Annotated in this window: 21 protein-coding genes; 14 read left to right on the top strand and 7 right to left on the bottom strand. The window is 31.7% G+C overall.

Annotated features, from left to right (window positions below; genetic code table 11):
• Positions 1 to 25: 25 nt before the first annotated feature.
• From ACVC5O_RS07085 to ychF, 4 genes are all read right to left on the bottom strand, one after another.
• On the bottom strand, positions 26 to 925 hold the full coding sequence (locus tag ACVC5O_RS07085) for a hypothetical protein (protein ID WP_452220777.1): 900 nt from the start codon (positions 923 to 925) through the stop codon (positions 26 to 28).
• A complete protein-coding gene (locus ACVC5O_RS07080) occupies positions 922 to 2,784 on the bottom strand; it encodes a DNA topoisomerase IV subunit B (protein WP_452220776.1) in 1,863 nt (620 codons plus the stop codon). Before ACVC5O_RS07080 ends, ACVC5O_RS07085 begins: the two co-directional genes overlap by 4 nt.
• Positions 2,785 to 2,922: 138 nt before the next feature.
• Positions 2,923 to 3,390, bottom strand: coding sequence for an SRPBCC family protein (locus ACVC5O_RS07075; RefSeq protein ID WP_452220775.1), 468 nt, complete (start codon positions 3,388 to 3,390; stop codon positions 2,923 to 2,925).
• 155 nt (positions 3,391 to 3,545) lie between these two features.
• Complete coding sequence (gene ychF / locus ACVC5O_RS07070; protein ID WP_452220774.1) at positions 3,546 to 4,640, bottom strand: redox-regulated ATPase YchF; 1,095 nt, start codon at positions 4,638 to 4,640, stop codon at positions 3,546 to 3,548.
• 207 nt (positions 4,641 to 4,847) lie between these two features.
• On the opposite strand from ychF, the gene ACVC5O_RS07065 reads away from it, so the two are divergent.
• Positions 4,848 to 7,535 (top strand): TonB-dependent receptor, encoded by a 2,688-nt coding sequence (locus ACVC5O_RS07065; protein WP_452220773.1) that lies wholly within the window; start codon positions 4,848 to 4,850, stop codon positions 7,533 to 7,535.
• A 66-nt stretch (positions 7,536 to 7,601) separates the two neighbouring features.
• Here the strand turns inward: ACVC5O_RS07065 and ACVC5O_RS07060 are convergent, their stop codons facing one another.
• The gene (locus ACVC5O_RS07060; RefSeq protein ID WP_452220772.1) at positions 7,602 to 7,955 is read right to left on the bottom strand and encodes a 4Fe-4S dicluster domain-containing protein; all 354 of its coding nucleotides are present in this window, start codon (positions 7,953 to 7,955) and stop codon (positions 7,602 to 7,604) included.
• Positions 7,956 to 8,030: 75 nt separating this feature from the next.
• Here ACVC5O_RS07060 and ACVC5O_RS07055 point away from each other — a divergent pair, with 75 nt between their 5' ends.
• The 8 genes from ACVC5O_RS07055 to ACVC5O_RS07020 all read left to right on the top strand — a co-directional run bounded on the left by ACVC5O_RS07055 (position 8,031) and on the right by ACVC5O_RS07020 (position 15,774).
• Positions 8,031 to 9,089: an acyl-CoA reductase gene (locus ACVC5O_RS07055; RefSeq protein WP_452220771.1), complete on the top strand. Its 1,059-nt coding sequence runs from the start codon at positions 8,031 to 8,033 to the stop codon at positions 9,087 to 9,089.
• 104 nt (positions 9,090 to 9,193) lie between these two features.
• Positions 9,194 to 10,258: a 3-phosphoserine/phosphohydroxythreonine transaminase gene (gene serC / locus ACVC5O_RS07050; RefSeq protein WP_452220770.1), complete on the top strand. Its 1,065-nt coding sequence runs from the start codon at positions 9,194 to 9,196 to the stop codon at positions 10,256 to 10,258.
• Between the two features lie 99 nt (positions 10,259 to 10,357).
• A complete protein-coding gene (locus ACVC5O_RS07045) occupies positions 10,358 to 11,320 on the top strand; it encodes a D-2-hydroxyacid dehydrogenase (protein ID WP_452220769.1) in 963 nt (320 codons plus the stop codon).
• A gap of 106 nt (positions 11,321 to 11,426) precedes the next feature.
• Positions 11,427 to 12,065 (top strand): DUF937 domain-containing protein, encoded by a 639-nt coding sequence (locus ACVC5O_RS07040; RefSeq protein WP_452220768.1) that lies wholly within the window; start codon positions 11,427 to 11,429, stop codon positions 12,063 to 12,065.
• A 91-nt stretch (positions 12,066 to 12,156) separates the two neighbouring features.
• Positions 12,157 to 12,591, top strand: coding sequence for a DUF6146 family protein (locus tag ACVC5O_RS07035; protein ID WP_452220767.1), 435 nt, complete (start codon positions 12,157 to 12,159; stop codon positions 12,589 to 12,591).
• Positions 12,592 to 12,619: 28 nt separating this feature from the next.
• On the top strand, positions 12,620 to 13,117 hold the full coding sequence (locus tag ACVC5O_RS07030; protein ID WP_452220766.1) for a DUF6787 family protein: 498 nt from the start codon (positions 12,620 to 12,622) through the stop codon (positions 13,115 to 13,117).
• Positions 13,117 to 13,449: a hypothetical protein gene (locus ACVC5O_RS07025; protein WP_452220765.1), complete on the top strand. Its 333-nt coding sequence runs from the start codon at positions 13,117 to 13,119 to the stop codon at positions 13,447 to 13,449. The genes ACVC5O_RS07030 and ACVC5O_RS07025 overlap by 1 nt, the downstream gene beginning before the upstream one ends.
• A gap of 60 nt (positions 13,450 to 13,509) precedes the next feature.
• Positions 13,510 to 15,774, top strand: a complete 2,265-nt coding sequence (locus ACVC5O_RS07020; RefSeq protein ID WP_452220764.1) for a TonB-dependent receptor — start codon at positions 13,510 to 13,512, stop codon at positions 15,772 to 15,774.
• A 52-nt stretch (positions 15,775 to 15,826) separates the two neighbouring features.
• On the opposite strand, the gene ACVC5O_RS07015 is transcribed toward ACVC5O_RS07020, so the two are convergent.
• Positions 15,827 to 16,117 (bottom strand): hypothetical protein, encoded by a 291-nt coding sequence (locus ACVC5O_RS07015; RefSeq protein ID WP_452220763.1) that lies wholly within the window; start codon positions 16,115 to 16,117, stop codon positions 15,827 to 15,829.
• Positions 16,118 to 16,424: 307 nt separating this feature from the next.
• Between ACVC5O_RS07015 and ACVC5O_RS07010 the strand changes: the two genes are divergently transcribed.
• The 4 genes from ACVC5O_RS07010 (at position 16,425) to ACVC5O_RS06995 (ending at position 21,676) form a co-directional block, all read left to right on the top strand.
• Entirely contained in the window at positions 16,425 to 18,914 is a 2,490-nt protein-coding gene (locus tag ACVC5O_RS07010; protein ID WP_452220762.1) for a DUF5916 domain-containing protein, read from the top strand.
• Between the two features lie 49 nt (positions 18,915 to 18,963).
• Positions 18,964 to 19,623, top strand: coding sequence for an ABC transporter ATP-binding protein (locus tag ACVC5O_RS07005; RefSeq protein WP_452220761.1), 660 nt, complete (start codon positions 18,964 to 18,966; stop codon positions 19,621 to 19,623).
• Between the two features lie 23 nt (positions 19,624 to 19,646).
• Positions 19,647 to 20,411, top strand: coding sequence for a TIGR02757 family protein (locus tag ACVC5O_RS07000; RefSeq protein WP_452220828.1), 765 nt, complete (start codon positions 19,647 to 19,649; stop codon positions 20,409 to 20,411).
• A 68-nt stretch (positions 20,412 to 20,479) separates the two neighbouring features.
• Positions 20,480 to 21,676 (top strand): sensor histidine kinase, encoded by a 1,197-nt coding sequence (locus ACVC5O_RS06995; RefSeq protein WP_452220760.1) that lies wholly within the window; start codon positions 20,480 to 20,482, stop codon positions 21,674 to 21,676.
• A 59-nt stretch (positions 21,677 to 21,735) separates the two neighbouring features.
• Here ACVC5O_RS06995 and ACVC5O_RS06990 read toward each other — a convergent pair whose 3' ends face one another.
• Entirely contained in the window at positions 21,736 to 23,628 is a 1,893-nt protein-coding gene (locus ACVC5O_RS06990) for a M61 family metallopeptidase (protein ID WP_452220759.1), read from the bottom strand.
• A gap of 94 nt (positions 23,629 to 23,722) precedes the next feature.
• Between ACVC5O_RS06990 and ACVC5O_RS06985 the strand changes: the two genes are divergently transcribed.
• Entirely contained in the window at positions 23,723 to 24,730 is a 1,008-nt protein-coding gene (locus tag ACVC5O_RS06985) for a glycosyltransferase family 2 protein (RefSeq protein WP_452220758.1), read from the top strand.
• The last annotated feature ends 52 nt before the right edge of the window (positions 24,731 to 24,782 follow it).

The raw sequence follows: 24,782 nt of genomic DNA, 5'->3' as shown, positions 1-24,782 counted from the left end.
TTTTATCACACTTTTTGTGCGAATTTTAATCAATACAATTTAATTTATCAATGAAAAAATTTGAATATTCAATATTAGAGATATCACTATAATATTTTGTTCCTTGCAATCTAATAGAACTAATTGGAGAATTTTTTAAAAGTAAAATATCTTTATTTCTTAATTTTCCAATCAAAGTAAAATCAGAACAATTTATATCTGCACTATGATAAAAAGTTACAATCTTGCCATTTTCTAGTTTAAATTTAACAAATGAGCGATCATTTTTATATTTACTTGCACAACCTAAGTCACTATCAAGGCTAATATAAACCCATTTATTTCCATTATAATTTTTTAAACTAATATACAATCCTGATTCTTTTTCTATCTCATAATATTCTGTAGTAATTATTTTTACATTATCGAATTCGTCAATTCCGTTCATTTTATAATGGCAATTATCTCTTCTTTCTTTTATTTTAAGTTTAATCTCTTTTTCTCGTTTTTCAACTTCTAGTCTTCTTGAATTATTAATTGCAACCATTCTTAAAGAATCCTTTTTTAAACGAATTCTTTTTCTATTTAATTCTTCAAATCTTTCTTTCTCTTCTAATTCTTCAATTTTCTTAATTCTGAGTTGCTTTCTATAATTTAATATGGAGTCAAATTTTTTCTTGGCCTTTTCCATTTCTTCATTTATTATCAAAAATTTGGACTCAACATAGCCATTATATTTTTTATATTTTATATTCCAAAACTCATCACCAACATAATTTAAAATATTACACTCTTTTCCTTTTTTAAACTTTATTAATGTACTTGAAGATACTTCAGGCTTCTTTAAAACATAAGCAGTTCCTGTAAATTCTGTAACAATATATTTTTCTTGAGAAAAAATAGAAATTGAAAACAATAAACAAATAAAAACTAATTTTAATCTCATAACTTCTCTTCCTCAATTAAATCAACCTCCACTTTCAAATTATCAATAATAAACTCTTGTCTGGTTGGTGTGTTTTTTCCCATGTAAAACGATAGCAATTCTTCAATAGACATATTATCGTCTAACATCACAGGATCTAACCTAATGTCTTCACCTATAAAATGCACAAATTCGTCTGGCGAAATTTCACCAAGTCCTTTAAATCGAGTTATCTCTGGTTTAGGTTTTAGCTTTTCTATAGCTTCTTTTCGTTCTTCTTCGGAATAGCAATAAATAGTTTCCTTTTTATTACGGACTCTAAACAAAGGAGTTTGCAAAATATACAAATGACCTTCTTTTATTACTTCAGGAAAAAACTGAAGAAAAAAGGTGATTAATAACAATCTAATGTGCATACCATCAACATCTGCATCTGTTGCAATTACCACGTTATTGTAGCGCAAATCTTCTAAAGACTCTTCAATATTTAATGCGGCTTGCAATAAGTTGAATTCTTCGTTTTCGTAAACAATTTTTTTACTTAAACCATAACTATTTAATGGCTTTCCTTTTAAACTAAAAACGGCTTGTGTGTTTACATCGCGAGACTTTGTAATACTCCCAGAAGCGGAGTCTCCCTCTGTAATAAAGAGTGTAGATTCTAAATTTCTTGGGTTTTTAGTGTCTCCAAAATGTACACGACAATCGCGTAATTTCTTGTTGTGTAAACTTGCTTTTTTTGCTCTGTCTTTGGCTAGTTTTCTAATACCAGATAATTCTTTACGCTCGCGTTCTGCTTGTAGAATTTTACGTTGTATTCTCTCTGCAGTTTCGGGGTTTTTGTGTAAATAATTATCTAAATAGGTTTTAAGAAAGTCGTTAATATATGTTCTAACCGTTGGCAAATTGCCTCCCATATCTGTAGAGCCTAACTTTGTTTTGGTCTGGCTCTCAAAAACTGGTTCCATTACTTTAATGGCTATGGCAGAAACTACAGATTTTCTAATATCTGAGGCATCGTATTGTTTGCCATAAAAATCTCTAATGGTTTTTACTAAGGCTTCTCTAAAAGCATTTAAATGTGTTCCTCCTTGTGTGGTATTTTGTCCGTTTACAAAACTGTTATATTCTTCGCTGTATTGTATTTTGCTATGTGTTAATGCCACTTCTATATCATCACCACGAAGGTGGATAATTGGATACAACAAATCAGATTCGGCTATCTTTTCGGCTAATAAGTCTTTTAAACCGTTTTCACTAAAATATTTTTCGCCATTAAAAACTATAGTTAAACCAGGATTTAGGTACACGTAGTTTTTAAGCATCTTTACGACGTACTCTGATCTAAATTTGTAGTTTTTAAAGATGCTTTCATCTGGTATAAAAGACACTTTGGTTCCTTTTCTTCGGCTAGTTTCTTCTAAAAGTTCTTGGTCTATAAGGTTTCCTTGTTCAAAATCTGCTGAGGCACTTTTACCATCTCTAGACGATTCTACTCTAAAATAAGAGGATAATGCATTTACTGCCTTTGTACCAACACCATTTAGTCCAACCGATTTTTTAAAGGCTTTAGAATCGTATTTTCCACCAGTATTCATTTTAGAAACCACATCAACCACTTTCCCTAAAGGAATACCACGTCCATAATCACGAACAATAACTTTGGTGCCTTGTATGGAAATTTCGATAGTTTTACCTGCTCCCATTACAAACTCATCGATAGAGTTATCGAGCACTTCTTTAAGTAAAATGTAAATACCATCGTCTGGCGAAGAGCCATCACCTAATTTACCAATGTACATACCAGGACGCATCCTAATGTGCTCTTTCCAATCGAGCGAGCGTATGTTATCTTCGGTATATTTGGTTTGTTCAGACATAGAATTGAGTGGATTTTTGTGATAAGACGCTAATATAATACAACGCTTCAAAAAATGAAACAGCTCCTAAGGAAAGTAATTAACAATACACAGCTAAAGTTGTTGAGAACATTGGCTTTTGAACTATTTTAGTACAAATTACAGTTTTTGAAGTGAAATTTCTTCCGCTTTAGCTTTAATAAATTGATTTCTGGTGTGTATTAAATTGAACATATAGCGTTTTAAAAATAATACATTTGCTAATTGTCCGAAAATCCCAAAAGGCGATTGAAATTGAAACTTATCAATCATAACCGTTTTGTCGTCTTCTGTAATAAAAATATGCTCATGCTTGAAGCTTTTGAAAGCTCCTGAAACCATTTCGTCTGCGAAATACTTAGGCGACTCAAATGCAGTGATTTTTGAGGTTAACTGTTGCTTTATACCAAAATGAATGGCTTCCCAAGTTACCCATTCGTTTAAACCAATTAATCCAGAGGTTTTACCAGCAATAGCTTTTTCGTTTGAATGTTGAAGCGATTGTGTATGAAAATCGATGTTTCGGGATAAATCAAAACAGGTTTTTATATCTGCGTTAATACTTGTTTTAGTTTCTATTAGCGGCATAAAAGATTCTTTGACAAGCACAGAACAACAGTATCAAATGCATTGTCTTTATTGTATAATTAAAGATAAAAAAAACGAGATGAAAATCCATCTCGTTTTTGTCTTAATTCTTTAATCTATTTTTTTGATTCTTAATTCTTGAATCTTGATTCCAACTACACATTAAACAAGAAATGCATAACATCTCCATCTTTAACAACATAAGTCTTGCCTTCTACTCTCATTTTTCCTGCTTCTTTTACCTTGGCTTCACTTCCGTACTCTACATAATCGTTATATGCAATCACTTCTGCTCTAATAAAGCCTTTTTCGAAATCTGTATGGATTACTCCTGCGGCTTGAGGTGCTGTTGCGCCAACATTAATAGTCCAAGCACGAACCTCTTTAACGCCTGCTGTAAAATACGTTTGCTGATTTAATAATTTATAAGCAGAACGAATTAATTTTGCCGATCCTGGTTCGTCTAAACCAATATCTGCTAAAAACATTTGGCGTTCTTCGTAATCGTCTAATTCATTAATATCTGCTTCTGTTCCTACTGCTAGTACTAAAACCTCTGCGTTTTCATCTTTTACAGCGTCTTTTACTAAGTTTACATAGTCGTTACCAGAAACTGCACTGTTTTCATCTACATTACAAACATATAATACTGGCTTTGCAGTAATTAATTGTGCTGGTTTCACAAACTCTTCTAAATCTTCTTCAGAAAACTCTAAGGCTCTAACAGATAGACCTGCTTCTAAACCTGCTTTTAATTTTAATAAAACCGCTTCTTCTTTTTGAGCCTCTTTATTACCGGTTTTTGCAGCACGCTTAACTTTGTCTAATTTTTTTTCTACAGTTTCTAAATCTTTTAACTGTAGCTCCATATCAATAGTTTCCTTATCTCTAATAGGATCCACATTTCCATCAACATGTACAATATTATCGTTATCAAAACAGCGCAATACATGAAGTATAGCATCAGTTTCTCTAATATTACCTAAAAACTGGTTCCCTAAACCTTCTCCTTTGCTCGCTCCTTTTACTAAACCTGCGATATCTACTATTTCTACAGTAGCTGGCAAAACACGCTCTGGATTAACTAAAGATTCTAATTTTTGTAATCTTGGGTCTGGTACATTGACCACACCTATATTTGGTTCTATAGTACAAAACGGAAAGTTTGCACTTTGCGCTTTAGCATTTGATAGGCAATTAAACAAGGTTGACTTCCCTACATTTGGTAATCCTACAATTCCTGCTTTCATATATAATTGTTTTAAGCCTGCAAATATACTATTTATCTTAGTTAGTACAGTACTTTATATAATAATCGTATAAATTTTGATTTTAATGTGTTTTTTATATTATTTTAACTTTTTAAACACAAGATTGTTAATAAAATTTAAGTTTTATGAGGTAAATACTAATATTTATGTTCAATTTTGTTTATAACTAATCAAAACCAATTTAATATGAAAAAAATCATTCTTTCAGTCTTTTTTACTCTGAGTATCACTTTTATGTTTGCTCAATTCAATGTCTCTGGTACAGTTACAGATAGCGAAGGTAATCCTATTCCTGGAGTAAATATTGTAGAAAAAGGCTCTTCAAACGGAACTGCTACAGATTTTGATGGTAACTATTTACTCTCTGCTAATTCTACAGGAACTTTAGTCTTTAGCTATGTTGGTTATGGCACGCAAGAAGTCAATATTGATGGACAGGCAAACATTAATGTCACTTTGGTCGATGGCGAGGCTCTAGACGAAATTGTTTTAGTAGGCTCCAGAAGTCCAAAAAGAACAGTTACAGATACTTCTGTGGCTATTGATATTATAGATATTCAAGAGGTAACCACGCAAGTTGGTAAGGTAGAAATTAATGAATTGCTACAATATGCTGCACCTTCATTTAACGCAAATAAGCAATCAGGTTCTGATGGTGCAGATCACGTAGATCCAGCATCATTAAGAGGTTTAGGTCCAGATCAAACACTGGTTTTAATAAATGGCAAACGTCGTCACCAATCGTCTTTAATCAATTTATTTGGTACACGTGGTCGTGGTAATACAGGTACAGACCTTAATGCAATTCCTGCAGCATCTATTAAACGTATAGAAATACTTCGTGATGGTGCTTCTGCTCAATATGGATCAGATGCAATTGCTGGTGTAATTAATATTGTATTAAAAGACAATGTTAACGAATTTACTGGTGCTGTTAGTTATGGCGCTTATAGCACAAACGCAGATGTAGATACAAGTGCATTTTTAGATGGTGATTATGGCGTTTGGAATACAGATGGTTTTAGATTAGACACAGATAGAGATGGTAATGCTATTGGAGACGACCAAAGTTTCGATGGAGGTTCGCTTAAAGTTACAGCAAATTATGGTGTGAAAATAGGAAAAGAAGGTTATGCTAATTTTACCACAGAGTATTTAAGTAAAAACAAAACACTACGTCCTGCCTTTGATTTTAGAAAAGGATTTGGTGAAGCTGCTATAGATGGTTTTAATTTCTTCGGAAACTTTGCACTTCCAGTGTCCGATAATACAGAAATTTATGCCTTTGGAGGAAGAAACTATAGAGACACAGATGCTTATGCGTTTACTCGTAATGGTGGCGAACGCGTTGTAGAATCTATATATCCAAATGGATTTACACCAAGAATAACCTCAAATATAATAGACAACTCCGTTGCTGTTGGTGTAAGATCTGAATTGGCTAGCGGTTGGAAATTAGATATTAGTAATACTTACGGAAAAAATAATTTCCACTACTACATTAAAGGGACTTTAAACGCTTCTTTAGAAGATGGCTCTCCAACAGATTTTGATGCTGGTGGACATAGTTTAAGTCAAAACACCATAAATTTAGACTTTTCTAAATACTACGATAATGTATTAAGCGGAATGAATTTAGCCTTTGGAGCAGAATATAGAACAGAAAATTTTATAATTTTTGCTGGTGAAGAAGGCTCTTACGGAACGTACACTGAAAATGGTATTCTTATAACAGATCCAGAAAACCAAACACAAGCAGAAGATGATGATGGCACTCCAAGACCTGGTGGTTCTCAAGGGTTTCCTGGTTACAGTCCAGCAAACGAAGTTGATAGAAGCAGAAGTAATATTTCTTTATATGCAGATGCAGAATTTGATATTTCTGAAACCTTCTTAATTGGTGCTGCAACACGTTTTGAAAACTATAGCGATTTTGGAAGCACTTTAAATGGTAAATTGTCTGCACGTTTAAAAGCTACAGATAACATTAACATTAGAGGTTCTGTAAGTTCTGGGTTTAGAGCGCCTTCTTTAGCACAATTATACTACAACCTACGTTTTACAAATTTTGTTGGTGGTGTTGCGGAAGATACTCAACTATCACCTAACAATAGCCCTGTAACTTCTTCTTTTGGTATTGGAGCATTAAGTGAAGAAAAAGCATTTAATGCTGCCTTAGGATTTACTGCAAGTTTTGGAAATTTCACTGCAACTATAGATGGTTACATGATTAATGTAAAAGATAGAATTGTACTTACTGGTAATTTTGATGCACCACAGATTCCTAATGTGGCTTCTGCACAATTTTTTGCAAATGGAGCAGACACAAAAACCACTGGTTTAGATATTATTTTAACTTATAAGAAAAACTTAGACGATGATAGTGCATTAAGCGCTTCCTTTTTAGGTAACTTTAATGATATGAAAATAGATAAAGTACTCAATGGTGCTTTAGACGAGCAAACCTTTTTTGGTGAGCGTGATAAAGCATTCTTGTTAGCCTCTGCTCCAGATAGCAAATTAAGTTTAAACCTAAACTATAATAAAAAATGGTTTAATGCTGGTTTAACATTTACGCGTTTTAGTGAAGTAGAATTGTTAGATTTCCAAACGTTCGAAGATGTTGCCGATTATGGAACTTTTGAGCAACAAATAGCTGCAGCTACAGATACTTATGGTGCAAAAATGGTAACCGATTTAAACTTAGGCTTTGAACTTTCTAATAACGTAAAGTTAGATATTGGTAGTAATAATTTATTTAATGTGTATCCAGATCAACAAGACGATTGGACAGAAGGTGGTGGTTACTGGGATTCTGTACAAATGGGATTTGGAGGCGCATATTACTATGCAAGAATGAATTACAAATTCTAATAAAACAAATAATCATAAAAAAACCGAGCGTAGTGCTCGGTTTTTTTTATACTTTATGATTTTGTACTATCCATCAGGATGCATAAATTTTTGTTTTCCTAATAATACCTCTTCCGATTCTACATGAGCGTCGTCTGGCACACAACAATCTACAGGACAAACCGCAGCACATTGTGGCTCTTCATGGAAACCAACACATTCTGTACATTTATCTGGTACTATATAATAAATTTCGTCGCTAATAGGCTCTTGTGCTTCATCTGCATCTACAGATTTTCCGTTAGGCAAAACCAACTTTCCATCTAAAGAGGTTCCATCTTTGTATCGCCAATCGTCTGCTCCTTCGTAAATTGCAGTATTAGGACACTCTGGTTCACAAGCACCACAATTTATACATTCGTCTGTTATTATAATTGCCATAGTAATTTTTCGTTTTTGTTTGCGTAAATTTGCAATTGCAAAAATAAAGCCAAAACCCTTCATAACCAAATTGGAATGCAATTACAACAAAGAATTAACGCTTTTGTAAAATTAGGAGCCTTTATAAATCAATTTAGTACTGATAAAATTGATAAAAATGAAGCTATTGACTATAATGATTTGTTTTTTGATGGTTTTAAACATCAAATAAAATTAGCGCAGGAACATAACGGTTGGTTTACCAAAAGCAATATAACATTTGCTTTAAATAGTTGGTCTAATGCATTGACTTTACGCAACATTAGCAAATGGACCAAAACCTATACCTTTACTATAAATGAAGAAAAAAAAGTAGCCATAATTATGGCTGGAAATATACCACTAGTAGGCTTTCATGATTTTTTGTCTGTACTTATTTCTGGTCATAGCGTTTTAGTTAAACAGTCTTCAAACGATAAACACCTACTGCCTTATTTAGCAAAATATTTAGAACATATTGAACCAGAATTTAAAGGGAAAATAGAATTTAGCGACAGTAAATTAGAAGATTTTGATGCAGTAATCGCAACAGGAAGTAATAATACGGCACGTTATTTTGAATACTATTTTAAAAACAAACCGTCAATAATTAGAAAAAATAGAAACTCTGTAGCTGTTTTAACAGGAAATGAAACAGAAACGCAATTACAAGCACTCTCAGAAGACATTTTTAGATATTATGGATTAGGTTGCCGAAATGTTTCAAAGTTATTTGTACCTAAAAACTATGAGTTCGAATCTTTCTTTAAAGCGATGTATCCTTGGAATACTATAATTAACGAAGCAAAATATGCTAATAATTACGACTATAACAAAGCAGTATATTTAATGAGTGAGTTTGATATGCTAGAAAATGGTTTTCTTATGATTAAGGAAGACGAAAGCTATGGTTCACCTATTGCTACAGTGTTTTACGAATATTATGATTCGGAAAAAGAACTAAGAGAAACACTTCAAAAAAACAAAGAAAATATACAATGTGTAGTGTCAGATGGTATTTTAAAAAACGAAGTGTCTTTTGGAGAAACGCAAAAACCAAACCTTTGGGATTATGCAGATAATATAGATACTATTGCTTTTTTGTTAAAAATATAGTTGATAAATTATCAAATTAACACTTTAAAGTCTGCAATAAATTAGGAACTTTGCATTTAATTAAAACTAATTCTTTTTAAATAGAAAGTATAAAATAAATTTCCATGAAAAAACACAATTTTAGTGCAGGACCTTGTATTTTACCACAAGAGGTTTTACAAAAAGCATCAGAAGCTGTATTAAATTTTAATAACGATGACTTGTCCTTATTAGAAATTTCACACAGAAGTAAACCTTTTGTAGATGTTATGGAAAAAGCAAGGAGTTTAGCATTAGAATTACTTGGCTTAGAAGGTAAAGGTTATAAAGCATTGTTTCTACAAGGAGGAGCTAGCACACAGTTTTTAATGGTTGCACTCAATTTATTAGAAAAGCGAGCAGGCTATTTAAATACAGGAACTTGGAGTGACAAGGCGATAAAAGAAGCTAAAATTTATGACGATGTTTATGAAGTAGCTTCCTCTAAAGACGCAGGATTTAATTACATACCTAAAGGTTATGATATTCCTTCAGATTACGATTATTTTCACTGTACCTCAAACAATACTATTTTTGGAACTCAAATGAAAAGCTTCCCAAACTCTCCTATTCCTATGGTTTGTGATATGAGTAGCGATATTTTTTCTAGACAATTAGATTTTTCTAAATTTGATTTAATTTATGCAGGAGCTCAAAAAAATATGGGACCAGCTGGTACAACATTAGTTGTTATTAAAGAAGATATTTTAGGAAAAGTATCTCGTAAAATACCATCTATGATGGATTATAAAACTCATATCGACAAAAGCAGTATGTTTAATACACCTCCTGTTTTTGCAGTTTATGTTTCAATGTTAACTATGGAGTGGCTTAAAAATCTTGGAGGAATAAAAGCTATTGAAGAAGAAAACGAAAAGAAAGCACGTTTAATGTATTCTGAAATTGATTTAAATCCTTTATTTAAAGGCTATGCAGCAAAAGAAGATCGCTCGTATATGAATGCAACCTTTACACTTACAAATGATGATTTAAAAGAAACTTTTGACACGATGTGGAAAGAAGCTGGGATTAACGGCTTAAATGGACACAGAAGTGTTGGTGGTTATAGAGCAAGTATGTATAACGCTTTATCACTAGATAGCGTAAAAGCACTTGTAGAAGTTATGAGTGAATTAGAAAGTAAAGCATAAAAATTTTTACTATAAACAATAATAGTATGCTGTGCATATTTTAACAAAAAAAAAAAAATAGATTTCCGCAATAGCGGAAATGAAAAATAAAAATTTTCGATGAAAGTATTAGCAAACGATGGTGTTTCTCAAAGCGGAATTGACGCATTAGAAGAAGCAGGATTTAAAGTCAACACAACAACAGTAGCGCAAGAGCAATTAATAAACTACATCAATGAGCATGATATAAATGTACTTTTAGTAAGGAGTGCAACTACTGTTCGTAAAGACTTAATAGATGCCTGCCCTAATTTAAAAGTTATAGGACGTGGTGGAGTTGGTATGGATAATATAGATGTTGAATATGCCAGAGAAAAAGGAAAACATGTTATAAATACACCAGCAGCATCTTCTCAATCTGTAGCAGAATTAGTTTTTGCTCACTTATTTACAGGAGTACGTTACTTATACGATTCTAATAGAAATATGCCATTAGATGGAGACACACAATTTAAAAAGTTAAAGAAAAATTATGCCAAAGGAGTTGAACTTAGAGGAAAAACCCTTGGTATTATTGGGTTTGGACGTATAGGTCGTGAAGTTGCAAAAATAGCTTTAGGTGTTGGAATGAAAGTAATTGCAACCGATAAATTTGTTGGTAAAGCAGATATAAAAGTCGAGTTTTATAACGGTCAATTTATTAATGTTGAAATTGAAACAGAATCTATGGATGAGATTTTAAAACATTCAGATTTTATTACACTTCACGTTCCTGCTCAAAAAGATTATGTTATTGGCAAAGCACAATTTGATATTATGAAAAATGGCGTTGGACTAGTAAATGCAGCTCGAGGTGGCGTTGTAAATGAAGTAGAATTGGTAAAAGCACTAGATAGTGGTAAAGTAGCATTTGCTGGTTTAGATACTTTCCAAGATGAGCCAACTCCAGCAGTACAAATACTAATGAATCCTAAAATATCTTTAACACCACATATTGGTGCTGCAACTAACGAAGCACAAGATAGAATTGGTACAGAATTGGCATCACAAATTAAAAGCTTACTTTTAGTCGATAAAAAATAACATATTATCGATTTTTATTGTTAAGTTTTAAAAAATTAAACCTCAAACACAAGTTGAGGTTTTTTTTATGTAATTTGTACCTATAACAATTAAAACATATAATAAAATGGCAGGAATTTTAGATTTACTGAACTCCGATTTAGGAAAAACAATTATTAGTGGTGTTTCAGGATCAACTGGTACAGACCAAAACAAAACTAGTAGCGTATTAACAATGGCTTTACCAGTCTTAATGAAAGCTATGGAGCGTAACGCTTCTACTCCACAAGGAGCTGAAGGCTTATTAGGAGCTTTAAAAGGGAAGCATGATGGTAGTATTTTAGATAACCTTGGAGGTTTATTCTCTGGTGGTGTTAACGAAGAGGTAGTAAATGATGGAGACAAAATATTAGGTCATGTTCTTGGTGATAAAAAACAAGGTGTAGAAAAAATTCTTGGTGAAAAATCTGGATTAGATATGGGATCTGTAGCTAACATTTTAAAAGTAGCTGCTCCAATTTTAATGGGAGTTTTAGGAAAACAAGCGTCTCAAAACAATGTGAGTTCTCCAAACGACTTAGGAGGATTACTTGGTGGTTTACTTGGTGGAAGCGAAGCTAAAGAAGAGCAAAGTTTCCTTGAAAAAATTCTTGATGCAGATGGAGATGGTAGTGTAATTGATGATGTTGCAGGCATGGTTTTAGGAAAAGCAGGAAACAAAGGAGGACTAGGTGGTTTACTTGGTGGTCTTTTTGGAGGAAAATAATAACTACCTTATATAAATTTAAAAGCCAAACTTTAAAAGTTTGGCTTTTTGTTTTCATGCTAATTTTGTATTTTTAAATAAATATATAACTATGAAAAATTTAGCATTAATTGGTTTATTATGTATTGTATTTATAAGCTGTAACACAACAAAAAAAACAGCACTAAACACTAATAACGATGTAGTACAAGAAGGAGATACATTAAAAATTTCTGGAGACAATTTAGAATACGATATTATAATTATTGAACCAGGTTTTAATGCTTGGTTAATATCTACAGCACAACCAGAAGGATATTATTCTCAAAGCTATTTAGAAACTAAAAACCAGTTTTATGTTAATGCTTGGAACAATAGAGTAATAAGCTCTAATTTTAATCGTAATCTATATGAAATGCAAATCAACTATGATAGGAATATAGATTATGGATATGAGGTAAATTATAAATTATACAACTACTTTATTTTTTTTCAAAATAAATACAATCAAAACCTTCTAGGATCAGGAAGAGTCCCTCCAAATTAATATCTTTGCAGCTTCAAAATAATAATAAATGTTGGAGCAATTTAAAAAACGTTGGGAGATTCAAAAAAATTGGCAATTACTCTTTCCATTAATTGGCTTACTCGCAGTAATTTATTCAGCATACAGAATTTCTAATATTATTGGAGAAACCCTTCATTTTGGCATAAAGTTAATAGTAACTTTAATAGTTAGCATTTTACTTATCGCTTTTTTCTTGTTTCTTTTTAAAAAATTAGAACATAAATGGAAAGTCTCTTACAAATGGGAAATGATTTCTATATTTCTTGTTTTTGCAATAACTGGTTCTTCTTCATTAATAATAGGAAAACCAATAATGAAATGGATTGGAATTACTAAAGAAAACTTAAACTTAACAGTTTATTGGATACTTTATATTATTATTGGCTTAATTTTCTATCAAATATTATTAGTTACGTTTGGTTGGCTATTTGGCCAATATAAATTTTTTTGGGACTTCGAAAAAAAAATGTTAAAACGATTTGGTTTAGGACGATTTATTAAATAATGCAAAACAAGCAACAACATATTATCTTTAAGTTAATTACACTCATTGTTGTAGTCGCTGTTTTATTGCCTTCAATTATAAAGTTTAGTCATGCTTTAGAGAATCATAAACATGACGTCTGTACAGATTATCAAACTTCGCACTTTCATACTATAGATTTAGACTGTGAGTTTTATAAGTTTAATATAAACACTCTAGCTTCGTTTACACCTCTAAGTTTTGATATTTTTATTCCTAACAATAATTTTAGTATTACTACATCGCAATATTTATTTATTAGCGAATACCAACGTTTAGGTTTTGCTTTACGTGGTCCTCCTCAAGTTGTTTAAATAGGCTAATTGAAGCTTCTTTGCTTCAACAATAATTTATTCAACTAAAACACACACATAATGAAAATTAAATTTTTTATGTTACTTTTTATAGTAACAGTAATCTCTCATTCTCAAAATACAATTAATGGGACTGTAACAGATGCAACCAATAACTCACCATTAGAGTTTGTAACTGTTTATTTCCCAACCTTAGAAAAAGGAACTATTACAGATGTAAATGGAAACTTTAGTGTTAGCGATATCCCTTCTGGTAACTACAGAATAATTTTTTCTATCGTTGGTTACCAAACAGGTTCGCAAAAACTCTCCATTCCTAATTTAGAAGCTATTAACGTATCGTTAAACCCTTCTGCGATAGAAATGGAAGAAATTATTATCTCCACACCTTTCCACCAATTACAAAGCGAAAATGTAATGAAGGTTGAGCAAGAAAAAATAAGCAATTTACAAGCAAAAGGAGCTGTAAGTTTAGCAGATGGAATTACAGAAATCGCTGGTGTAGAAAGCGTAACTACAGGATTAGGCATTGGCAAGCCAGTAATTAGAGGTCTAAGTTCTAATCGCGTATTGGTTTATGCGCAAGGTGTGCGTTTGGAAAATCAACAATTTGGAGACGAACATGGACTTGGTGTTAGTGAGTCTGGTATAGAAAGCGTAGAAGTTATAAAAGGTCCTGCTTCCCTTCTTTATGGTAGTGATGCACTTGGTGGTGTACTCTACCTAAACCCAGAACGTTTTGCGAATTCAAATAGTAAAACAGCAGATTTTAGTACTCGTTATTTTTCGAACACCAAGGGTTACAATGCGAATTTAGGCTACAAAGCGTCTAGCGATAAATTTAAATTTTTAATTAGAGGAAGCCAAACAGAACATTCCGATTACGACACAAAATCATACAGAGTTACTAATACGCGTTTTAAAGAGAAAGATTTTAAAGCAGGAATTGGCTATCAAAGTTCTAAATTTAAATCAGAATTTAGGTATAATGTAAATCTTTCTAATTTAGGTATTCCTGAAGGCATCGAGATGCAATCTACAGCCAGAACACCTCTAGAACCTTACCAAAAATTACAAAATCATATACTAAGTAGTAAATCGAAATGGTTTTTTAAAAACTCTAGCTTAGATGTTAATTTAGGATACATCTATAACGATAGAAAAGAGTTTGAAGATCATCATCATGGAGAAGAAGACGAGCATGACGAACATTCTGAAGAGGAATCACATGAAGACGAAGCGCACGAAGAAGAGCATGATGATGAGCATGAAGAGGATGAGGCTGCAGCTCTACACATGTCGCTTAGTACTTTTAATTACGATATAAAATACCACTTACCTACTTTGGGTAAGTTTGAAACTATTGTTGGTGTACAAGGTATGCACCAAACAAACGCAAACTTTGGCGAAGAACAATTAATACCAAATGCAACAACTAATGATGTTGGAGTGTTAGCAACATCACATATTCATTTTGAAACTTTTGATGTGCAATTAGGTGCTCGTTTTGATTCTAGAACAATATCTATTTTAAATACAAACAATAAACATTACAACAGTTTTAATGGTGCTGCAGGTGTTAAAACAAATATTGCAAAAAATGTAGTTGCAAGATTAAATTTGGCATCTGGTTTTAGAGCTCCAAACCTAGCAGAACTTGCTTCTAATGGCACACACGAAGGCACTAACCGATATGAAACAGGAAATTTAGATTTAAATAATGAACAAAATTTTCAGACAGATTTAGCTTTAGAATATAAAAACGAACATGTAGAGTTGTTTGTAAACGGATTTTATAATGTAGTAAATAACTATATTTATTTATCTCCAAATGGTGACATTATAGACAATACACCTGTATTTAATTATTTACAAGAAGATGCAAAATTATATGGAGGAGAAATTGGTTTTCACCTACATCCTCATCCATTGGATTGGTTGCATTTAGAAAGTAGTTTTGAAACTGTAACAGGAAAACAAAATAATGGAGATTATCTACCACTTATACCTGCTAATAACCTAAATAATACATTGCGAGTAGAATTTACTAGACCTTGGTTACAGTCTGGTTATGCTTTTGTAAAACTACAAAGTACATTTAAACAAGAAAATACAGGTGTTTTTGAAACTACAACAGATGGTTATAATTTATTAAGTTTAGGGTTTGGAGGAGAGTTTAAACTTTTTGATAATAATTTAAGCTTTAATATTGTTGGAACTAATTTAACTAACCAAGAATACGTAAATCATTTATCGCGATTAAAATCTGAAAATATTTTTAACATAGGCAGAAATATAAGCGTAGGATTAAAATATACTTTATAAACAACTATTAAATTTTATTGTATAAAAAAAGCACTCAAACGAGTGCTTTTTTTTAATCTACTTCTATAATAGTTTCAGAGGTTTTTCCTTTATAAACATAGGTATAAAACCACATAATGGTAAATGTTGGTATCACATCAAAAAATGGGAGTGCTTCTTCTACAAAAGAAACTACTGCAGCTATTTTTCCTGTTCTGCCTTTGTATAGTTTGGTCATAATCCAAGCAGATGCTGGTGCCCAAACAAAATCAAATGGAGGAAAAACATAAGATATATAGCCTACAGCATCTAATAAAATGCTTAATCCTAATTTTTTATAATTGTTTTTGTTTCCTAAATTCATTTATAATGTATTGTTTAATTATTTTAAATATAGCAAATAGTATTCCAAAATAAAGTATGACAGATTTGCATTATTAAGTTTCAAAATAATTCACAAGGATGTAATACTATTTACACTAATGTACTACGCTAAGTTTTCAGAAAAAACAGATTGTAGCCAAATTATTTGTTCTTAAAAATGTCAGTTTTAACTTTTAATTAATAAAGTTTTATGCTCACAAAAGTAGATTTGTTTAACAAAACTGTAACAATTGCTATTAGTTAGAGTCTTTATAACATCAATCAAAACCAATCAAAACACTAAACTAATGAGACTAATTATAAAATTATTCATTTTTTGCTTTGCTTTATTCATAAATGCGCAAGACAAAAAAGGGTACGAAATAACTCGAGCAGAAAGTCCTCCAACTATAGATGGTAATTTAGACGACGCTGTTTGGCAAAACGTTCAAATAGCAACAGATTTTACACAATTTACTCCAGATGTTGGGAACAAGGCACCTAATAATAAGCGTACAGAAGTTAAAATGACTTATGATGATTCTGGCATATATATAGCTGCTTATTTATATGACGATTCCATGGATATAATGCGCCAATTTACGCAGAGAGATAATTTTGGTCAGTGCGATTTTTTTGGTGTAATATTTAATCCAAACAACGATGCGCAAAACGATACCAAGTTTTTCGTATTTAGTTCTGGCACACAGGCAGATGCTGTTGCAACACCAAGTATTGGTGAAGATTTTGGTTGGAATGCAGTTTGGGATAGTAGTGTTAAAATTGTCGAAAATGGCTGGATTGTAGAAATGAAAATACCTTATAGAGCATTGCGCTTTACACAACAAGAGGATCCTGTTTGGGGCATTCAATTTCAAAGACAATACAGAAAGACGAGAGAGCAAAGTACATGGAATACTATAGATCCAACTAAAGGAAATAGAGGTTTATATCATGGTGAATTAAAAGGATTAAAAAACATAAAGCCTCCTACTCGATTAAGTTTTTATCCTTACGCATCAGGTTTAGTAAGCACTTTTGATGGTGAAACAGATACCGATTTTGCTGCTGGACTAGATATAAAATATGGAATTACAGAAAATATCACATTAGATGCTACATTAATTCCTGACTTTAGCCAAGCTGGTTTTGATGATGTGCAACTTAATTTAGGACCTTTTGAACAACAATTCGCAGAGCAAAGACAGTTTTTTACTGAAGGTGTAGATTTGTTTAACAAAGGAAATTTATTCTATTCGCGTAGAGTTGGAAACCATCCATCATCACGTCCAAATCTTGATGATGATGAAGAAATTACTGAATTTCCAGAAAAAGTTCAATTACTAAACGCTGTTAAAGTTTCTGGAAGAACTAAAAAAGGGTTAGGGATTGGTTTTTTTAATGCCATTACCGAAAAAACTTCGGTTAAAATAAAAAAAACAGAAAACGTTTTAAATCAAAACACAGGTTTAGATGAAACACTTACATCTTACAGAAATGAAGTGGTAGAACCGCTAGCAAATTACAACATTATGGTTTTAGACCAACAGTTTAACAAAAACTCTTCAGTAACCTTAATTAACACCAATGTTACAAGAAATGGTGATTTTAGAGATGCAAACGTTACAGGATTATTGTTCGATTTAATAAACAAAAAAAATACTTATGGAGCTATAGCAGAAGCAAAAATGAGCACCTTTAATGATGTCGAAAACAAAGATAATGGCTATAGTTTAAGACTTGGAGCTGGCAAAAATAGTGGTAAATTTAGATATAGCGCAAGTTATAGTTTTGCCGATAAAAATTACGATATTAATGATCTTGGCATTCTCTTTAGAAATAATTACAGTAACTTTAGTGCAGACGCTAGCTACAGGATTTTTGAACCTACTAAAACACTAAACAACTATTATATTGGGAGTTGGTTTAATTACAATCAACTAGCAAGTCCAAATACATTTACAGGAGCTAATACTGGCTTTAACTTTAATGCGCAATCTAAAACGTTACACAATTTTGGTATAAATGCTAATTGGAACATAGGTAAACAATTCGATTACTTTGAGCCTCGTAATGGCTTTGATAGTTATTTTATAACGGAGGATTATGCACAAACAAACATTTGGATGTCTAGTAACTACAACTTATTTTTTGCTTTAGATGCTAATTTTGGATATGGACGCTTTTTTGACGACGACAGAAAAAACTTTAATAACTGGTGGTTTGGTTTAGAACCTCGTTTTAAATTTAACGATAAGTTTTTAATGGTTTTAGGTTTTGAGTATGACGATTATACAGGAGATAGAGGCTACATAAACGGTCAAAACATAGACGATAGAATTATTTTTGGACAACGCGATCGCTTAGATATAGAAACCAGTATTTCTGGGAGCTATAATTTTAACTCCTTTAATGCGTTAACGCTAAGCTTTAGAAACTATTTAAGTACAGTAACTTATGATGATCAAGCTTATGTATTGCAAGACAATGGATATCTAGCAAAATCTGATATTTACACAAAAAATAATGTTGGAAGTTCTGCCAATTTTGATCCAGATATTAATTTCAACACGTGGAACTTAGATTTAAGTTATACTTGGCAATTTGCGCCTGGTAGCCAATTAACAGCGTTGTATAGAAACCAAATATTTAATTTTTCTAATAACTCTGAAGCTGGTTATTTTGATAGTATAGACGATTTATTTAAACAAGAACAACGCAACACGTTTTCGTTAAGAATGGTCTATTTTATTGACTATAATGATATAAAATCTGTTTTTAAAAAGAAATCTTCTTAATTGCTAATAACAGTTTAAAGTAGTACTTTCATAGCCTTAAATTATAATAATGATTCAGGCAAAAAATATTCATAAACACTATGGCGATTTACATGTTTTAAAAGGTGTAAATGTTCATATTAAAAAAGGTGAAGTCGTCTCAATTGTTGGAGCTTCTGGCGCAGGAAAAACAACTTTGCTTCAAATTTTAGGCACTTTAGATCGTATTTCGGCTAAAAACGATAGTGAACTCATTATAAATAATAAATCTATTACTAGTTTAAACGACAAGGAGTTAGCTAAATTTAGAAATGAACATTTAGGGTTTATTTTTCAGTTTCATCAATTATTACCAGAATTTACAGCTTTAGAAAATGTTTGTATTCCTTCTTTTATAAAAGGAAACTCAAAAACCGAAGCAGAGAAACGCGCTAAAGAACTTTTAGATTTTTTAGGCTTATCGCATCGCTACAACCATAAACCAAACGAATTATCTGGTGGTGAACAACAACGTGTTGCAGTGGCTCGTGCTTTAATTAATAATCCTGAAGTTATTTTTGCCGATGAACCTTCTGGTAATTTAGATAGCGAAAGTGCAGAAAATCTTCATAATTTGTTTTTTAAATTACGAGACCAATTTGGACAAACCTTTGTTATAGTAACGCATAACGAAGAATTAGCAAATTTAGCGGATAGAAAGCTAACTATGGTAGATGGGAAGATTGTTTAGTGAGTTTATAAATGACAAAAAAAATAAATAAAAAAGACCTCAAAGAGTTTCTAGACGCTAAAGTAGAATTATACAATAGGCCAGACTTTATTTCTAGTGATCCCATACAAATACCACATCAATTTTCTAAAAAAGAAGATATTGAAATTTCTGGTTTTTTAACGGCTACAATAGCTTGGGGAAATAGAAAAAGCATTATTAATAATGCAACCAAAATGATGGCATTAATAGACCATTCGCCTCACGATTTTATAATAAATCATAAAGAATCAGATTTAGAAGCTTTGCAACCTTTTGTACACAGAACATTTAACGGTTTGGACTTTATTACGTTTATAAAAGCATTACAAAATATTTATAAAAACCATAATGGATTAGAAGCTGTTTTTAGTAAACATGCCGAAAAACACTCACTACAAAACGCTATACATAAATTTAAACACACTTTTTTTGAAATTGAACATTTACAACGCACCCTAAAACACGTTAGTGATCCCTTAAAAAACTCTGCTGCAAAACGTATAAATATGTATTTACGTTGGATGGTACGACCAAATAATACAGGTGTTGACTTTGGGATTTGGGACAGCCTCTCTCCTGCTCAACTCTCATGTCCTTTAGATGTGCACTCAGGCAATGTTGCCAGAAAACTAGGATTGCTTAAACGACAGCAAAACGATGGTAAAGCTTTAGCAGAATTAGATACAGCTTTACAAAAGCTAGACGCTTCAGATCCTGTAAAATATGATTTTGCACTCTTTGGATTAGGCGTATTTGAAAAATTTTAATGCTTTATAAAACCACAATTTAAACTTTTACGTAAATATAGTGTTGACAAACAAAAGCCCTAAAAACAATGATTAAACCTAACTTCCCTAAAAACGAACGTGAGAGAATTTCCTGCGTAAGAGAATATAAACTTTTAGACACATTGCCTGAAAGTGATTTTGACAATATAACAAATTTAGTATCAGCTATTTGTGATGTGCCGATTTCATTAATAACACTTTTAGATACCGAACGTAATTTTTTAAAATCGCATCATGGATTAGATATTAATGAGTCTCCAAGAGATATTTCTTTTTGTGGACACGCCATTTTACACAACGACCCTATTTTTATTGTTGAAGACTCTAGAGAGGACGAACGTTTTAAAGACAATCCTTTAATTGAAGGCTTTAAAGCCATATTTTATGCTGGTGTACCTTTACGAAATGAAAAAGGTTTGGCATTAGGTACTTTATGTGTTTACGATCATGAGCCAAGAACCTTATCCAAAAATCAAAAAAGTGCGTTAATAGCCTTAGGAAATCAAGTAATGAATCTTTTTGAACTAAGACTAAAAAACAGATTGTTAGACGAAGCACAACAAGAACTTACCATAAGAAACGCAGAGCTTAATACCTTTGCGAGCCATGTTTCGCACGATTTAAAGTCTCCTTTGTCCAATATTATTTCATTAACAGAATTACTAAAAGAAGAAAACAATAACAAGCTTACTGAAGAATCTGCCACGTATTTAAACTACATCGAAGAATCTGCAGATACATTAAAAGAATATATAGATGGTATATTATTACACTACAAAGCTAGTGAACTTGTAAATGCCAAGAATAAAGATGTTAAACTTGAAAGTTTATTTGAAAATGTAAAAAATATTCTCATCTTAAAAAGCGATGAATTTAAATATCCAACGCAAGGAACTGCACATAACATTAACGAAGCTGCAATAACTCAAATACTATTAAATTTAGTAGATAATGCTTTTAAATATAACAATAAGGTAAAGCCCTTAGTTACTGTAAATTATAACGAAAATAAAGACTCTCATATTTTTTCGGTTACAGACAATGGACAAGGTATTGCAAACGATAAAAAAGAAACTATTTTTAAACTCTTTAATAATTTAGATATTAAGGATGCAAAAGGTAAAAAAGGTACTGGAATTGGGTTATTTACAGTAAAAAGTCTTGTAAAAAAATTAGGAGGCGAAATCCGTTTAGAATCCGAATTATCAAAAGGCTCTACATTCACATTTACTGTTTCTAAATAAAAAAAGCGACTAAAATGTTAAACACTTTAGTCGCTTTTTTAGTTTATGTCTTTAGGTTTTTAACCTTTAGTCCATGCTTTTCTTAATTTCTTTTCTGCTTCAGTTGCAGTTGCTTTTTCTGATAAAGATTTACCCATTGTGTACGATTGTGTAAGTGTTGTTTTAATTACAACTTCTTTCCGATTTCGTTCTAATTTTACCTCTACATCTTTTCCTGGTTGCCACATAAATACTTGACCAAAAACTTGCTGTGCAGTTTCCATTGTCACTGCTGTACCATCTATCATTTTAATAATATCTCCAGATTGTGCTCCAGCATCATTCCAAAAACTATTATTAGCAACTAAACCATTAAAAGCGATGGTTCCATTGTCTTGGTTTGGAGCAACAATAAGCGCTCCATCATTTTGGATATAGTTAGTTTTAACTTTAGATTCTGCTATTTCTAAACCTACTTTATTAAAAAATACGTTATAATCAATTGGTGTTCCGCCAACAACATGAGTATTTAAAAACTCTCCAACAGAAGGATAGGTCATTGCAGTAATTTCTTCAATTAACTTATCGTCTTCAAAAGGTTTGTTTTTACCATATTTATTAGATAATTCTTTCATTAAAGATAAAATACCACGTTGTCCATTACTTTCTTCACGCATTAAAATATCAATACACATCCCAATTAAAGCACCTTTTTGATACACATTATAGTATTGCGAAGCATAAGGCTCGTCTAAAACATTTTCACTCATTTTAGTAAAACTCATACTGTCGTTCATACCAGAAGCGCCTTGAATTTTACCCATAATTTTAGTGTAAAATTCATCTTCAGACACTAAACCTTGATCTACTTGAAATAAGGTTGCAAAATACTCTGTTACACCTTCATACATCCATAAATGCTTAGAAAATGTTGGGTTGTTATAATCAAAATAATGAACATCTTCACTGTGTACACTTAATGGTGTTACAATATGAAAAAACTCGTGTGATACTACATCTATCATACTTTCAAATAAAGCAGAGTCTGGCATTGCTTCTGGCAATACAACTACAGTAGATGTATGGTGTTCTAATGCACCATAACCTTTAGGAGCAGTGTCTTCTTGACCTGCTAAATACAAATAAATATCATAACGAGGCGTACTATCTATATCTCCTAAATATTCTTTTTGCGCTTGCATCATTTTTTCCATTACAGCTTTAATCTTTGCTGCAGAATGTATTTTGTTTGGAGAATAAACACTTAAAACTATTTTTATATCACCAACTTTAAATTCTTCAACATCTAACTCACCATAAAACATTGGGTTATCTGTTATATCAAAATAACGAGGTGCAAAATAGCTTGTAGTTATTGTTTTTCCGTCTTTACTTTTCTCAGATTTAGTTTCTTGTAAAGCAGAAGTTCGTTTAAAACTTGCAGGAGCAACAACATCTAAGTTGTATTGTGCATTTTTAAGCGAATCGAAATACCCAATAAAACCATGAAGATTTAATACATAGTTAGTAGTCTCAATATTAGTTCCTGCTGGAGAAAATGGATTCTCACCTCCTATTCCACCATAAGATTCTGTATCAAAAGTATCGTTTACATAATACTCAATTTTATCTAAGTTTTTAGCATCACTTATAATCCAAGTATTAATATCTTCTTTTTTTACAGATAGCTCTTCACCTTTATAATTATAAGCTTTAAAATCGTCAATATATTTACCAAAATCACTAACAGAATATGTTCCTTGTACAACTCTTGGTAGTCTGTACGTAACAGTTTCGGCTGTAAAACGTCCAGGATTAATGGTTACAGGAGCTTTATCGTTCACCACTTTAGTTAAATCTAAAGTTGTTTCGATTGGAGAGCTTGAAGCTAGTGGCAAGGATGCTGTTTTGCTAGATCCACAACTAACAAGTAATACACTTGCAAATACAAATGTTAAAATACTATTTTTCATAATTATTATTTAGTTATTAATTTCTATTAAAGTCTGACGCACAAATTTATTAGTTGTTACTTCTATTTAACTTAAGGTTATGTTAAATTTGAGCATGCAAAACCCATTAATTAGTATTCTAATCCCTTTTAAAAATACACAAGCTTATTTAAAGGAGTGTTTGTACTCCATTATTAACCAAACATACACCAATTGGGAAATCTGTATTGTGGACGATCACTCCACAGATAATAGTTATGTTTTAGTTGAAAGCATTGCGAAAACCGATAATAGAATTAAATTGTTTAAAAATAATGGTAAAGGTATAATTGAAGCCTTAAAACTAGCTTACAACAATTCTAATGGCGAATTAATTACCAGAATGGATAGTGATGATATTATGCCAAATGAAAAATTAGAGATTTTATCCACAAACCTCATTACAAACGGAAAAGGATATTTAGCGACTGGATTAGTACATTATTTCTCTAAAAACGGAATTAGCGATGGCTACAAAAAGTATGCAACTTGGCTAAATAACCTCACTAAAAAAGGCACTAACTACAGCGAAATATATAAAGAATGTGTAATTCCTTCTCCTTGTTGGATGGTCTTTAGAGAAGATTTTGAAACTTCTGGTGCTTTTAATAGCAATACGTATCCAGAAGACTACGATTTAACCTTTAGGTTTTACCAAAACAAACTAAAAGTTATTCCTTGCGATACTGTTTTACACCATTGGAGAGATTACCAGACTAGAGCTTCCAGAACAGATGATAATTATGCCGAAAACAGTTTTTTAGATTTAAAACTATATTATTTTTTAAAATTAGACTACACTAAAAACAGACCACTAGTACTTTGGGGAGCAGGAAAGAAAGGAAAACTTTTAGCTCAAAAACTAATAGCTAAACAAGTTAAATTTACTTGGATTTGCGATAATCCTAAAAAAATAGGCAAATCAATATACGAGGTTGTATTAAAACCGTATCAGGCATTAGAGACTATACAAAACGCACAAACTATTGTATCTGTTGCAAATCCTGAAGCTCAGTTAGAGATTACACGCTATTTATCAAGCTTAAAAAAACAGCCTACGACAGATTATTATTTCTTTTGTTAAAATCTTAAAAAGGTGTGTTCTTTTTGTCGTTTCATTTTTTATCTTTGACCAA

Source organism: Lacinutrix salivirga, from assembly GCF_053604675.1.
Note: the sequence above shows the minus strand (reverse complement) of the source record. Positions and strands in the feature narration are given on the sequence as shown.

Excerpts from the sequence above, each read along its gene's own strand:
- ACVC5O_RS07085 (WP_452220777.1), bottom strand. The coding sequence starts at position 925 with ATGAGATTAAAATTAGTTTTTATTTGTTTATTGTTTTCAATTTCTATT.
- ACVC5O_RS07080 (WP_452220776.1), bottom strand. The coding sequence starts at position 2,784 with ATGTCTGAACAAACCAAATATACCGAAGATAACATACGCTCGCTCGAT.
- ACVC5O_RS07075 (WP_452220775.1), bottom strand. The coding sequence starts at position 3,390 with ATGCCGCTAATAGAAACTAAAACAAGTATTAACGCAGATATAAAAACC.
- ychF (WP_452220774.1), bottom strand. The coding sequence starts at position 4,640 with ATGAAAGCAGGAATTGTAGGATTACCAAATGTAGGGAAGTCAACCTTG.
- ACVC5O_RS07065 (WP_452220773.1), top strand. The coding sequence starts at position 4,848 with ATGAAAAAAATCATTCTTTCAGTCTTTTTTACTCTGAGTATCACTTTT.
- ACVC5O_RS07060 (WP_452220772.1), bottom strand. The coding sequence starts at position 7,955 with ATGGCAATTATAATAACAGACGAATGTATAAATTGTGGTGCTTGTGAA.
- ACVC5O_RS07055 (WP_452220771.1), top strand. The coding sequence starts at position 8,031 with ATGCAATTACAACAAAGAATTAACGCTTTTGTAAAATTAGGAGCCTTT.
- serC (WP_452220770.1), top strand. The coding sequence starts at position 9,194 with ATGAAAAAACACAATTTTAGTGCAGGACCTTGTATTTTACCACAAGAG.
- ACVC5O_RS07045 (WP_452220769.1), top strand. The coding sequence starts at position 10,358 with ATGAAAGTATTAGCAAACGATGGTGTTTCTCAAAGCGGAATTGACGCA.
- ACVC5O_RS07040 (WP_452220768.1), top strand. The coding sequence starts at position 11,427 with ATGGCAGGAATTTTAGATTTACTGAACTCCGATTTAGGAAAAACAATT.
- ACVC5O_RS07035 (WP_452220767.1), top strand. The coding sequence starts at position 12,157 with ATGAAAAATTTAGCATTAATTGGTTTATTATGTATTGTATTTATAAGC.
- ACVC5O_RS07030 (WP_452220766.1), top strand. The coding sequence starts at position 12,620 with ATGTTGGAGCAATTTAAAAAACGTTGGGAGATTCAAAAAAATTGGCAA.
- ACVC5O_RS07025 (WP_452220765.1), top strand. The coding sequence starts at position 13,117 with ATGCAAAACAAGCAACAACATATTATCTTTAAGTTAATTACACTCATT.
- ACVC5O_RS07020 (WP_452220764.1), top strand. The coding sequence starts at position 13,510 with ATGAAAATTAAATTTTTTATGTTACTTTTTATAGTAACAGTAATCTCT.
- ACVC5O_RS07015 (WP_452220763.1), bottom strand. The coding sequence starts at position 16,117 with ATGAATTTAGGAAACAAAAACAATTATAAAAAATTAGGATTAAGCATT.
- ACVC5O_RS07010 (WP_452220762.1), top strand. The coding sequence starts at position 16,425 with ATGAGACTAATTATAAAATTATTCATTTTTTGCTTTGCTTTATTCATA.
- ACVC5O_RS07005 (WP_452220761.1), top strand. The coding sequence starts at position 18,964 with ATGATTCAGGCAAAAAATATTCATAAACACTATGGCGATTTACATGTT.
- ACVC5O_RS06995 (WP_452220760.1), top strand. The coding sequence starts at position 20,480 with ATGATTAAACCTAACTTCCCTAAAAACGAACGTGAGAGAATTTCCTGC.
- ACVC5O_RS06990 (WP_452220759.1), bottom strand. The coding sequence starts at position 23,628 with ATGAAAAATAGTATTTTAACATTTGTATTTGCAAGTGTATTACTTGTT.
- ACVC5O_RS06985 (WP_452220758.1), top strand. The coding sequence starts at position 23,723 with ATGCAAAACCCATTAATTAGTATTCTAATCCCTTTTAAAAATACACAA.